This is a genomic window from Brevibacillus sp. HB1.1, assembly GCF_013332445.1.
Taxonomy (GTDB): Bacteria; Bacillota; Bacilli; order Brevibacillales; family Brevibacillaceae; genus Brevibacillus; species Brevibacillus porteri.
Window position 1 is genome coordinate 13,860 of sequence record NZ_JABMIV010000001.1, and the last position, 12,584, is coordinate 26,443.

Sequence of the window (12,584 nt, forward strand, 5' to 3'; positions counted from 1 at the left end):
AAGGTTGTTTGACAGGAAAGGGAAACCGTTAATGTGGTGAAAACTGTTAAAGACCTGCTCTCGTCAGATGGCGAATCCCCAGGGCACAGCCGGTCGTCACAAACAGTACACACATGACTACAAACGTCCCCAGCTCTCCTAGCGATAAACTTTCTTGACTGAGCACGCCCATGCCAATCGTTAAAATCGATAGAGGAAAAAACATCCCGAGCCCAGACACATACAAGCCTAGCCCTACAAAAACAGCACACACACTCATGCCGACAGGTACAGCAAAGCTCTGTATCCGCGTGGAAAGCCATAGTTGGAAGGCGATGATGGTGAGCGAAGCCAGCCAGCCTCGTATGATCCATCCGAACACTTCCGGAGGAAACGAAAAATGTGCGTGTAGTCCAGCGATGAAACCCGCGCAAATATACAGCACGAGGAAAAAAAGCTGCACAGCAAAAAGGAGAACGCCAACCACTACCAGCTTCGCGAAAAAAATCGTTGGAGTCGATACAGGCGCTGCCAGTATCATGTTCCAGTTCCGATTTACATGCTCCAGTCTGCACACGAACGAACAGCAGATCGCGATGAGAATGGGCAAGAAAAATTCTCCGTAGAACAAGCTCACCTGCGTCCACAGGCTATACCAGCCATTTTGCAGGATCGCTTGGTTCATCCAGTAGTTGGCGAAGCCGATCAGCGTACTGAAAACAGGAAGCACAAGCAAAACGAGCCAAATACGAGAACGACGCAGTTTTACCCATTCAGCTCCCAAACATCTGAGTAGCATAAAAAATCCTCCCTATACGTCTTGACGGGATACGTGAATGCTCCCAGCAAGGTAGAATGAGATGCCCATGAGTACGACGATGATCGGCAAATGAACGCCGATTTCACGCGTAGTAAACAGCATGGTTTCGTTCACGTACTGATACGTAACGGGCGAAAAGTCTACATAGTACGACCAGATGAAAAGGCGTCCGACTTGTGGCGGAAACAAGCTCGCTGTCATCCCAATGAACCCCCCGATCATCCCGAGACATAGGCTAAATGCCTGATTTTTGATGGCGAGAGAGATCCATTGTTGCAGAGCAATCACCACGAGATTCGTAAGCGTTGTCCCTGCTACAAAGCGGAGTAATAGGCCAATCGGGACTGGCTCTGCTAAACCATAGCCAATGCCAAATGCCACGATCGCCACTACCTGTAAAATGACGGCTCCCCCGATCAAAACAGCCGCTGAGACGAACTTTGCCGCATAAACCGCTTTTCGACTGACAGAGGCAGCCAACAGCAGCTTCCACGTACGCCCTTTGTGTTCCATATCACAAATCCGTGAAACAATGACAGCCGAACCGATCGGCAAAAACAATCCGTTCATGGCTGTAATCGTGACAAGAATGGCGCTCCACGTCGCGGCATCCGGATTTTTTGTCATGGAGGTACTGACAGCCATAAACCCCCATGCCAGTTCGATACTCAAAAGAATGGTGAGCATGAGAAACAAACGCTTATGTCGAATTTTATAAAACTCCAGCCAAAGCGTTCTCATTACAAGCTCCCCTCCTTGCCTGTAAGGGAGAGGAAAATGCTCTCCAAGCTTTTTTTGTGCTCTTCAATGCGATAAACATCTATACCCGCCATAATCAGCGCCCGGTTTGTCTGCGCTACCTCTCTATCCCCCATGCCTTCCATGACCAGGAAGCCATCTTGGAGACTTGGAGAAAGCTCCATCTCTTGAAGAACTCTTCTCGCTTTTTCATTGTCCTGCGTTTTCATCCACACATGAGGCTGACTATTCCGTTGCAACTGCTCCATACTCCCTTGAAACAGCAGTTTCCCCCCGTGAATAATGCCGATGGACGTGGCCACTTGCTCGATTTCCGAGAGCAGATGGCTGGAGAGCAAGACGGTCATTCCATACTCGTGTGGCAACGATTGAATCAATTCCCGAATTTCACCGATTCCCGCAGGGTCTAGACCGTTTGTCGGTTCATCGAGGATGACGAGCTTTGGAAAATGCAGCAAAGCCATGGCAATTCCCAGTCGCTGCTTCATCCCGAGAGAATACTGATCTACCTTTTTGTTCTTTTGTTTTTCCAAACGGACGATTTGCAAGGCTTTTTCTACATGTTTGTCCGGTACATCTCGCAGTCGCTGCATGACGCGCATATTTTCCAGGCCGGTAAGATGACCGTAATAGGAAGGAGCCTCGATCAAGGAACCCGTCTGACTCAAAATCTCAAGTCGGTTCCTGCTAAAATCCTTCCCGAATACAGATACACTCCCTTCACTTGGCTTGACTAATCCTAGCAGCATTTTAAGAGTCGTCGATTTTCCTGCACCATTTGGACCGAGGAAGCCATAGACCTCCCCTTCTCCTACCGCAAGATTCACCCGCTGGACGGAATAGACCCCTCCATAGCGTTTTGAAAGGTTTTCCGTTCGAATCACCGTATTCATCTTTTCTCGCTCCTATCTGTTGGTCTCTCCTACGAAATCATAGAGTCCCAACCCGTCGATAAGCTGACAGGAACCTTACAACAACCTTAAATTGACTCTGAGTGGGTAGAACACACAATTCGAGCGAGTATAATGAATACGGGTGATTCAATATGGAAGAATGGAAACAGAAAAAAGTGCTCATCGTGGAGGATGAGCTTGAAATCAGAAATATGATCGATGGATTTTTGCGTAAGGAAGGATTCTCTCGTATTTTTCATGCGGGTAGTTGTAAAGAGGCGTTAGTGATTTGCGCTTCGGACAAGCCTGATGTCGCGATCCTGGATGTCATGCTGCCTGATGGAGATGGATTTGGACTTTTGACGTTGATCCGTCGCTTCTCGCAAATCCCTGTCATTTTTCTTTCAGCGAGAGGGGAAGATGAAGATCGATTGCTCGGACTTGGCCTGGGGGCTGACGACTATATTGTGAAGCCATTTTTACCGCGCGAGCTCGTTCTTCGTCTCCTGGTCATTTTACGACGCGTTTATGCGCCTCCCCAAATCGATCGTCTGCCCGTTTTCCAGCTTGGTGACAGTACGATCGATTTGGAGGCGGCAATCGTGACGAGAGATCACCGCGAATACGCTTTGACCGCCAAGGAACACGCACTCTTGCGAAAACTCTATGAAAATCGGGGACGAATCGTCACGAGTGATGCCCTGTGCCAATCTGTATGGGGTGACGATTACTACGGGTATGAAAACACGCTGATGGTTCATATGCGGCGCATTCGCGAAAAGATCGAGCCATGTCCGTCCACCCCTGAATATTTGCTGACGGTAAGAGGACTCGGATACAAATTACTCGTAAAGGAAGAGTTGTAGATGGATGGAGCCGCACGAATTTTACGTCGTTATACAGGTGCTTCTATCCTGATCGCCGTCTTTTTGCTCATCGTCAATTACATTATTCTTGGTACATTTGTTTTCAAAGGCATGAACGAAGGCTCTTCTCCCGTTCACGTCACACAAACTGTCGCAGAAGGTCTTCACAAGAACGGTACCAGCTATACGTTGGAACCAAATGCACAAGATTGGTTACAAAAGAGCCAGGCTTGGGCCATGCTGATTACGAACGATGGGAAAGTCGTCTGGGAGCAAGCCATACCGGACCAATTGCCCCGCGCCTATTCTCTGGCAGAAGTGGCGCAGTTTTCGCGGAATTACTTACAGGACTATCCTGTTTTTGTATGGGAGAATGAGATGGGGCTGGTCGTCGTGGGCTACCCGAAGGATAGTCTCGCCAAGTACCAGTTTCATTTCCCGATCAGTTGGATAAGTGATTTGCCGTATCGATTACTGGCTTTGCTTTTCGGAAATATACTACTTGCCGCTCTTCTCTCGCTTTTCATCGGCTCTCGACTCATTCGGGCAATCCGCCCACTGATTAGCGGGATTCACGCTCTGTCAGAAGATCAGCATTCACATGTCGAGGCAAAAGGAATGTTCAGCGGGATTGCCAAAAGCATCAATCATGCATCGTCGCTTCTGCAAGAGAAGAACGCTTTGCTAAAAGCAAGAGACGAAGCACGCTCGAACTGGATCGCTGGAATCTCCCACGATATACGCACGCCATTATCGATGGTGCTCGGGTATGCCAGTGAATTGGAAGAGAGCAACGCAGTGCCTTACGAACAGCAGCAAAAAGCAAGCATTATTCGAAAGCAAGGGGAAAAACTCCGGTCTTTGGTCAGCGACTTGAATCTCGTTTCCATGCTGGAATACGAAATGCAGCCCATACATACCAAACCGATTCGGCTATCGACACTTGCGCGACAAATTGTCACTGACTTTTTGAACAATGATTTGGCAGAGAGCTTTATCATCGAGCTGGATGTCACGACTGAGCAATGCTTCGTGATGGGCGATGAAAAACTTCTTGGACGCGCCATCACGAATCTGGTTCAAAACAGCATCGTGCATAACCCATCAGGCTGTCACATCCACGTGCAAACAACCCTGTCAGCCAATCAGCGCAATGCTCTCCTGATTATCACTGACAACGGAAAAGGCATCGAGCCATGCATGCTGCCTGACTTGGTGGAATTGCCTTATTCATCAAAAAGAAAATCTCCCTCACACAATGGTCATGGTCTCGGTTTGCCCATGGTTGCGCGTATTGCTGCCGCTCATCATGGACGCCTGCTGTTATCAAGCGATACAGGAAAAGGGATGACAGCAGAACTTTGTTTCCCCCTCTCCTCTTGATCGAAAAAGCACCTCCTCTGTCTCGCCAATGAAGAGTAGACTCTCAAAAGCGTGCAAAGGGGGTGCTTTTTGACTGATTACTTTGTGAGATCGCGCATGATCTCTTCTGCTTTCACGTCAGCCGTAATCAACTTCTCTTTTTTCATCCAATCAATCAGTGTTTGCCATGATTCCACCGTCTGGTATCCAAAAGGCTTTTCTCCCGCATCCATTAACGGAATCAGGATATCCAAGCTTTTGGTCTCAATGTCTTGTTCCAGCGGGAAATCGGCAGCCTGTTTGGTAAACAACAGATCGAGTGCCTTTTCCTTATTATGTTTCACATAGTCCTGGCCCTTGCCAATCGCACGCAGGAATCCTTCCACAGCTTTCTGCTTTTTGCCCAAAGTATCATCACTTGTCGCTAATACGAGCTCATAGTAGTCCGGTACACCAAACTCAAAAGGCTTGAACACATTGACTGGAACGCCGTGTTTCTCCAAAATCGGTTGCTCATGGTTGATATAGCCACCTACTACAGCATCGACCTTTTTGGCTGTCAACGCTGGAACGATGTCAAATCCGATATCCGTGAAGGTCAGTCCGGAATCATCGCCACCATTATGCTTCACGACTTGACGTACGATCGATTCATCGAGTGGAAGTGATGGATAACCGATATTTTTTCCAGCCAGCTTTTGCGGCGTATCGATTCCACTGTCCTGGCGCGTCATGATGACGTTTAACGGATGACGAACGAGTGCACCTATAGATACGACAGGTACTCCTTCTGCACGAGCTTGGATGAGCTGTGGTTGATAGCTGATTGCCAAATCCACTTTACCCGCCGCCGCCATCTTCAACGGATCATTGCTGTCTGAAGGCATTTGCATGGTCACCTTGAGGTTCTCGTCTTTGAAATAGCCTTGCTCCTCTGCGACGTATAAGAAGGAATGTACAGCATTCGGATACCAATCGAGCGCAATCGTCAGCTCTGTCGGCTCCGCTCCTTTATTAGCAGGGGCTTGCGTCTGACCAGCATCCGAGCTCGCCTGATTGCCGCAAGCGGCAAGACCTGTTGCCAATGTGAGTGCCATGAATGCTTTCGTCCATTTGTTGAAAGGTTTCATTGTTGTTCTCCTTTAGTTTTCATATGCGGGGAAAAATGACGTTCGATTCGTCCAACCAGCCAAAACAGCAGCATGCCGAGAATCGAGAGCAACAGGACCGAGGCAAACAACGCGGGAGCCTGAAAATTGCCGGATGCCCGTCTGCCAAAATACCCGAGACCCTCGCTCGCCCCAAGCCATTCTCCGATCGTCGCCCCAGCCACACTGTAGGTAGCTGCCACTTTGAGACCACTGAAGAAATGGGGTAAACTCGACGGGAGTTGCAGCTTGGTGAAAATTTGTCCGTTTGTTGCCCCCATCGTTTTTAACAGCTGGAGCATTTCCTTGTCCGTCGAGCGAAGTCCATCATACGTGTTGACGACGATCGGAAAGAAAGTAAACAGAATCGTAACAGCGATTTTTCCAGATAAATCATACCCGAACCACAAAATAAATACGGGTGATAATGCAATAATGGGGATCGTTTGGGAGATGACGATATACGGATAGACCAAGCGCTCGACAATCCGACTGCGAATCATCGCGAAGGCAAGAGAGATTCCAAACACAATCGAGATCGATAGTCCTAGTAACACTTCCTGTAACGTCGCCCAAAGATGGACACCTACTAGAGAGGCACGTAAATCCCACAAAGACACAACGACAGCGCTAGGCGGCGGTAAAATGAATGGCGGCACTCCGAAGAAGCGACATACCGCTTCCCATACCAGGAGAAAAATGGCGATGGAGATGCCAAACCAGATGCCTCTCCCCATCATGCTTCTCTCCTCAACGGCTTCGTTGCTGCTTGGCGCTCCTGTCGCAGCAGTTCCCAAATTTGTTCACGCAATGCCAAAAATCCGGCTTGATTACGACTGCTTGCCGTCCGAGGTCTGTTTACCGGAACGGTTAATTCGATCGGCTTGGTGATCGGACTACCCGAAAGCACGATAATACGATCTGCAAGTAAAATGGCTTCATCGATGTCATGTGTAATCATCAGCATCGTACTGCCTGTTTCCTGCCACTTTTCCATTAGCCACTCTTGCATGTCCATTCTCGTAATTCCATCCAATGCACTAAACGGCTCATCCAACAGCATCATCTCTGCACCAGAAAACAACGCCCGCAAAAAGGAAACCCGCTGACGCATCCCACCGGAAAGCTGGGCTGGATAGCTGTCAGCCCAATCCTGGAGCCCGTACCTTGGCAATTGCTGTCTGACACGCTCATACGCTTCTTTTTTCTTCATACCTTTGATTTCTAGCGGCAAAGCTGCATTTTCAACAATCGTACGCCATGGCATGAGCTGATCGCGTTGGGGCATATAGCCGACCTGCCCCAAACGATTTGCAACTGCTACACTGCCTAGTCTGATTTCACCTTGCCCCGGCTCAAGAAGACCTGCGATGAGCTGAAATAAGGTGCTTTTCCCGATCCCGCTCGGACCGATCAAGCTGACGAACTCTCCTTTTTCCACACGCAGATCAAAATGATCGAGAATCTGCTTGTCGCCATACGAAAAGCTGACGTCGGCGAAAGCTAGTTGTTCTCCCACGGCCACATTTCCTCTCTGTAGGACATGTCCCAGAACATGTACTCCATTTTGGAGGTATTGACAAAATACTCTTCCAGTTTGGCCAGCTCTTGCTCGCTCTTTCCTTCCGCCAATTGGTTCATGATATCCATCAGCCAGATCGCCAGCTGCCCAAACTCATCGGAGCTGTACATGCGTACCCATTCCCCGTACAGTTCGTGTTCCAACGCCCCTTCTACTTGTGCCAAGCGCTTGCCGATTTCCCAATAGCTCCATGTGCATGGGAGTAGTGCACTCACCAATTCTGCCAACGACCCTTGATGAGCGACACGCAGCATGTAGCTGGTGTATCCCAGCATGACAAACGAAGGCTCTGTCGCTTCCAGCTCCGCGCGAGAGATGCCAAATCGCTCAGCATACTGACGATGCAGCTCCATCTCTGTGTTCAGCGTCGATTCTTGCAAAGCAGCGAATCTGGAGCTTGTTTCCAGATCGTACGCCTTCACACTCGCAATCGCGAACATTTTCGCATAATCAATCAGATAGATGTAGTCTTGTTTCATGTAATATTTGAATGCACCAACGGGCAGGCTGCCATCTCCAAGTCCGGTGACGAAAGGATGTTGATGAACACGCTCCCAGATCGGGGCTACACTTTTTCTCAAACGATCAGTAAAGGTTGTCATGCGATACTCACTCCTTCGCTTCCTTTGGGGTATTGCACCAGGTGGCAATAAATCGGGCCATAATCTGGGCAAAATGAACAAGCTGGTCAGGATCAATGGATTCATCTACGGCATGTGCATACGTGAGCTCACCGGGCCCGAATAGTACAGCCGGAATGCCTGCATGCGCAAACCAGCCTGCATCTGTCACCGTAGGCGACATATTAACGACAGGCGCTTGATGCATGTGACTTTCATAGGCGGATTGCAGCATTGCCAACCCCGGATGTTCCGTATCCAACTCCAGTGAAGGGAAAATTTCACCGCGCTCCTCAATCATCGAACGTCCGCCCCACCGGAATGTTGGAGGATTGTCTCTCAACCAAAGATCAGCTGCTGCTGCACGCCCGACATGATCCTCGATCTCTCGGATGATCTCTTCGTAGGATTCATTCGGATAAAAATGAACGGTAATCCATAGTGCGCAACGGTCTGCGATGAACGCTGCGTGACGACCACCCTCGATGACTGCGGGATTGATCGTATTGCTGCCTGGTGGAAAGCCGGGGTAGGACTTCATGACAGCCCAATCCCGCTCCAGCTCCTGTAGTGCGTTGATCACCTTCGTCATTTTTTCAATGGCAGAAGCTCCCCGTACGCGTCCGCCTGCATGAATGGTCTGTGCGCGCATTCCGTCATGCAGCGTCGTCGGACTCTCAATCGTGATCCAGCCTGTGATGACCCCGCCCTGTCCTTGCATTTGGAGATTGCTCGTGTCCACTACAACGGCGTAGTCAGCTTGATAGCCTCGCTCGATGGCGACCAATGTCCCCGCTTCACCCGCTTCTTCTCCGATGACGGATTGAAAGAGCAGATCTCCTTGGAGCTCCATTCCGTGTTCGCGCAGCATTTGGATCGCAAACAAGCTCGCTGCCAGTCCACCTTTCATATCCGCAACACCACGGCCGTACAAGCGCCCATCCTTGCCATGTGTCAGAGCAAAAGGTGGATAGGTCCACCCCGTGTCATCTCCGACTTCAGCCACATCGATATGCCCGTTGACAATCAAACTGTTTGCCTGACTAGAGGCACTCCCTGATAACCGGCCGACGATATTGTCGTCTCCTGGATATACCGTCCAGCGATCGACCTCGAATCCCATCGCTTGCAATCTGTTGGCGATTACTCCTTGTGCGGCATCGCTGTTTCGCGCGGGAGGACTCACAGTCGGATGAGAAACGAGCTCTGCCAATAACGCGAACAGCTCTTCTTTACGACTGGCAATCGATTCTACCGCTTCTGTCAGTCGATCCACGCTACTCAATCATCCCTTCAGTCGGGCTGCTTGCGGACGCGTAACGCTTTTTCGCGATACGACCTGCCAGGAAGCCTTTGCGACCTGCTTCCACCCCGAGCTTCATCGCTTCTGCCATCAAGACAGGATTGTCAGCGAGTGCGACTGCTGTATTCAACAAGACACCGTCAGCACCTAGTTCCATCGCTTTCGCGCAGTCTGCTGGCGAGCCAATTCCTGCATCGACGATAATCGGTACCTTAGCATCCTCGATGATAAAGCGGAGGTTGTTTTCATTGACAATCCCTTGTCCGGAACCAATTGGTGACGCACCTGGCATAACCGCATGTACGCCGACTTCTTGTAAACGTCTAGCAAGAATCGGATCGTCATTGGTGTAGGTCAGTACGATAAAGCCTTCTTCCACCAAGATTTTCGAAGCCTCGAACGTACCAATCGGGTCAGGGAGAAGGGTTTTCGGGTCTCCAATGACTTCTACCTTGATCATGTCACACAATCCTGATGCTTTAGCCAAACGAGCAATGCGCACTGCTTCTTCAGCTGTATAGGCACCTGCTGTATTAGGTAGCAAGGTGAATTTTTTCAAATCGAGCTGTTCCAAAAAGTTTGGTTCTTGCGGATTTTCCAAATTCAAGCGACGAATCGCAAATGTCAAAATCTCTGCTTCCGACACCTCTACCGCTTTCCCTTGTGTATCCAAATCAGCGAATTTACCTGTCCCGAGAAGCAAACGGGAGCGAAACTCGTAAGGTCCAATTTTCAATGTATCCATCATAATGATCATCCTCCTCCGACAAAATGAACGATTTCTATGCGATCTCCGTCTGCAATCGGTGTTTGTTCGTACGCGGAGCGATCAATAATTTCTCCATTTCGTTCTACGACGACAATCTTTTCTTGCAGGGAATAAGAAGCAAGCAAGGCTCGCACTGTCGTGATCTCTTCCGCCAACTCTACTTTTTTCCCATTCAGCTGAACAATCATTGATTACCTCCTTCTACTGGAAAAAAAACGGCTTCTCCCGCCTGCCTGAGTCGATTCAGACAAACAGAAGAAGCCGTATACCCATCCCATCTCCCCAGACGAATGGCATAAAAAAACCATCCGCCTCGGATGGTTGAGTGAGATCTGATCATGCATGCACGCAAACAAGCATAGTTCTGCTCGGATGCGACACCGTGATACTGATTCCAAATACCTCTTCCTCCGCTGGCATGACCCAGGTCAGGTTCAACGGTCAGTAACACACTCGTTACAATCTCAGCCAACGTTGCTTGGCCCCCGTTTGGTAGTAAAGCTATGCAATTGTCGTACATTCGAGTACTACAGTACCACTCTATTTCGTGTTTGTAAAGGCTTCCTTGTGCATCTTTTCCAGCTCAATGAGACAACGCTCTGCCCAAGCTGCCATTTTCGAAAGCTTTTCCATTTCTCTCTCCATCGCCTGACGCACAGATTCCTTGTAGTCCGGAATCGCGCCATTATAGCGAATGACCCCTTGGACAGGCGTCATGAATTTTTCCATGTAAGAGAGTGCTGGACGCTGGTGAAACAGCGGCACATCTACTTCGTAGGAAGAATGCAAATCGCCTTGCGTCGGGTATTTAGTAACGGCCAACACTTTTACCAGCAGCTTCGAATCGTGGATTTCCAATACTTCTGCAATATATTCTCCAGTTCGCTGCGCCACGCGAACGATATCTCCCGGATTCCAGTTCATCGCGGTTTCCTCCTTTTATTCAATCAAATGTATTTACATTAGTGAGGCTTCCAGCAGTTTGCGAGCATGCAGCAATACTTCTTCCGCATCTACTACTGACTGACCACCACCCTGTGCCATGGCAGGATTTCCTCCGCCTTTTCCTTCAATGACCGGCAAGGTTTCTTTCAACACTTGATTGATGGCTACGTTGACTTCTTGCCCACGAGCAAACACGATTTGCATTTTGTCTTCGGTAGTAGCAGCTAAAAGGCAAATCGCATCTGGCGCCAGAGCAGTAGCCAGATGTGCGAACTGCTGAAGCTGTTGAATGGTTTTGTCCTTGAAGGTATGCATAATGAGGCGAGAATGACCGAGTTGGCTAGCAGCAGATAGTTGTTGATTGACTTCCACTTCTAACAGCTGCTTATCCACTTCTGCCAATTTTGCCTTCAAGGTGTCACGTTCTGCAAGGAGGCGTTCCGTCTGTGCGATCAGTTCACCTTCATTGGTAGCGAGCAGCTTCGCCGTATCACGAACGACAGCTTGCTTTTGGTTGTAGTCCCGCAAAGCTCGCCAGCCACAGATGAATTCCAGACGAATGTTTCCGCGATGTCGCTCCCAGCCCAAGATCTTGATCATCCCGACTTCGCCCGTACGTGCAGGATGTGTTCCTCCGCATGGGTTGTAATCAAACTCAGGAATCATCACGACACGAATATTTTCAGTAACGGTCGGCTGTTTTTTCAAGGGCAGCGTTGCCAACTCCTCGTCATCAACGAACCGCGCTATGATGGGGTGGTTTTCCAGAACAATCTGATTCGCTCGCTTCTCTACCTTCTCCCATACATCTGTTGTCAACTCATCTAGTCGTACATCAATGGTGACACGTTCTTTGCCCAAGTGAAAGGCAACAGTCTCCGCTTGCACGACTTCCAGGAAGGAAGCAGATAAAATGTGTTGTCCAGCATGCTGTTGCATATGATCGAAGCGACGGTCCCAATCGATGTGACCCGTTACTTCCGCTATGCTTTCAGATAAGGGAGCTTCCAGTCTATGGCGAATTTCGCCTTCTACCTCTTCCACATCTACCACACGAATCTCTTCCAATACGCCCAGATCGGAAGGCTGTCCACCTCCAGTAGGGTAAAAAGCCGTTTGATTTAGTACTACGTAAGGTGTCCCATCTTGCTCGACACCAGCCCTCGTCACCTGGGCCGAAAACGTTCTTGTATAGGCATCCTGATAATAGAGTCTGTCGTCCATCGTTACTCCTCGCTGCATGGAACCATGGTTCCAGCCTGATTCTCCCACTTGGGGGCAAAACAAAAAAACGTATGTATAAAACTTAGCCAAACAAGTGATCCATTTGTTTTTCGCGCTCTTGGCGCTCCTCTGGGCTTGCCAGGTCATACTTTTTCAATAAATGAAACAGTTCATTTAGACGCTCTTGGCTGAGTTCGCCATTCAACTGATTCTTGAATTGACTCACACGCAACTCCGACAGATATGGAGTTTGTTCTGCCAGTTTTTTGTGTACGTCCTCATGGCTGTGATCCAATTTGCATTCTCCCATGATT

General features: G+C 49.2%; 15 protein-coding genes and 1 riboswitch. Of the genes, 2 read left to right on the plus strand and 13 right to left on the minus strand.

The genetic code is table 11. The features are described from left to right. Nucleotides 1-46: 46 nt before the first annotated feature. The 3 genes from HPY27_RS00060 to HPY27_RS00070 are packed head-to-tail and all read right to left on the minus strand — an operon-like array spanning nt 47 to nt 2,451. Nucleotides 47-778, minus strand: coding sequence for an ABC transporter permease (locus HPY27_RS00060; protein WP_174224072.1), 732 nt, complete (start codon nt 776-778; stop codon nt 47-49). 12 nt (nt 779-790) lie between these two features. Then, a complete protein-coding gene (locus HPY27_RS00065) occupies nt 791-1,540 on the minus strand; it encodes an ABC transporter permease (RefSeq protein ID WP_017248958.1) in 750 nt (249 codons plus the stop codon). Next, nucleotides 1,540-2,451 carry an ABC transporter ATP-binding protein gene (locus tag HPY27_RS00070; protein WP_069844883.1) on the minus strand — a complete coding sequence of 304 codons (912 nt, stop codon included), beginning with the start codon at nt 2,449-2,451 and terminating at the stop codon, nt 1,540-1,542. The genes HPY27_RS00065 and HPY27_RS00070 overlap by 1 nt, the downstream gene beginning before the upstream one ends. A gap of 152 nt (nt 2,452-2,603) precedes the next feature. Between HPY27_RS00070 and HPY27_RS00075 the strand changes: the two genes are divergently transcribed. Together HPY27_RS00075 and HPY27_RS00080 are read left to right on the plus strand one after the other, a co-directional pair. After that, nucleotides 2,604-3,317: a response regulator transcription factor gene (locus tag HPY27_RS00075; RefSeq protein ID WP_017248960.1), complete on the plus strand. Its 714-nt coding sequence runs from the start codon at nt 2,604-2,606 to the stop codon at nt 3,315-3,317. After that, on the plus strand, nt 3,318-4,700 hold the full coding sequence (locus HPY27_RS00080; RefSeq protein ID WP_174224073.1) for a sensor histidine kinase: 1,383 nt from the start codon (nt 3,318-3,320) through the stop codon (nt 4,698-4,700). A gap of 77 nt (nt 4,701-4,777) precedes the next feature. On the opposite strand, the gene HPY27_RS00085 is transcribed toward HPY27_RS00080, so the two are convergent. The 10 genes from HPY27_RS00085 to HPY27_RS00130 form a co-directional block, all read right to left on the minus strand. After that, nucleotides 4,778-5,809 carry an ABC transporter substrate-binding protein gene (locus tag HPY27_RS00085; protein WP_174224074.1) on the minus strand — a complete coding sequence of 344 codons (1,032 nt, stop codon included), beginning with the start codon at nt 5,807-5,809 and terminating at the stop codon, nt 4,778-4,780. After that, nucleotides 5,806-6,564, minus strand: a complete 759-nt coding sequence (locus HPY27_RS00090; protein ID WP_106833178.1) for an ABC transporter permease — start codon at nt 6,562-6,564, stop codon at nt 5,806-5,808. Before HPY27_RS00090 ends, HPY27_RS00085 begins: the two co-directional genes overlap by 4 nt. Further along, complete coding sequence (locus tag HPY27_RS00095) at nt 6,564-7,346, minus strand: ABC transporter ATP-binding protein (protein ID WP_174224075.1); 783 nt, start codon at nt 7,344-7,346, stop codon at nt 6,564-6,566. Before HPY27_RS00095 ends, HPY27_RS00090 begins: the two co-directional genes overlap by 1 nt. Then, nucleotides 7,331-8,011 carry a thiaminase II gene (tenA, locus tag HPY27_RS00100; RefSeq protein ID WP_017248965.1) on the minus strand — a complete coding sequence of 227 codons (681 nt, stop codon included), beginning with the start codon at nt 8,009-8,011 and terminating at the stop codon, nt 7,331-7,333. Before tenA ends, HPY27_RS00095 begins: the two co-directional genes overlap by 16 nt. 7 nt (nt 8,012-8,018) lie before the next feature. Continuing rightward, nucleotides 8,019-9,314: an acetylornithine deacetylase gene (locus tag HPY27_RS00105; protein ID WP_174224077.1), complete on the minus strand. Its 1,296-nt coding sequence runs from the start codon at nt 9,312-9,314 to the stop codon at nt 8,019-8,021. Further along, nucleotides 9,307-10,080 (minus strand): thiazole synthase, encoded by a 774-nt coding sequence (locus HPY27_RS00110; protein ID WP_017248967.1) that lies wholly within the window; start codon nt 10,078-10,080, stop codon nt 9,307-9,309. The genes HPY27_RS00105 and HPY27_RS00110 overlap by 8 nt, the downstream gene beginning before the upstream one ends. Before the next feature lie 5 nt (nt 10,081-10,085). Further along, nucleotides 10,086-10,289 carry a sulfur carrier protein ThiS gene (gene thiS / locus HPY27_RS00115; RefSeq protein WP_007729348.1) on the minus strand — a complete coding sequence of 68 codons (204 nt, stop codon included), beginning with the start codon at nt 10,287-10,289 and terminating at the stop codon, nt 10,086-10,088. A 200-nt stretch (nt 10,290-10,489) separates the two neighbouring features. Beyond that, a riboswitch (TPP riboswitch) is annotated at nt 10,490-10,600 on the minus strand. 41 nt (nt 10,601-10,641) lie between these two features. Continuing rightward, complete coding sequence (gene kapB / locus HPY27_RS00120) at nt 10,642-11,025, minus strand: kinase-associated lipoprotein KapB (protein ID WP_017248970.1); 384 nt, start codon at nt 11,023-11,025, stop codon at nt 10,642-10,644. 33 nt (nt 11,026-11,058) lie between these two features. Beyond that, entirely contained in the window at nt 11,059-12,270 is a 1,212-nt protein-coding gene (locus HPY27_RS00125) for an alanyl-tRNA editing protein (protein WP_174224078.1), read from the minus strand. Nucleotides 12,271-12,352: 82 nt separating this feature from the next. Beyond that, nucleotides 12,353-12,580, minus strand: coding sequence for a hypothetical protein (locus HPY27_RS00130; protein WP_026043118.1), 228 nt, complete (start codon nt 12,578-12,580; stop codon nt 12,353-12,355). Nucleotides 12,581-12,584: the final 4 nt, after the last annotated feature.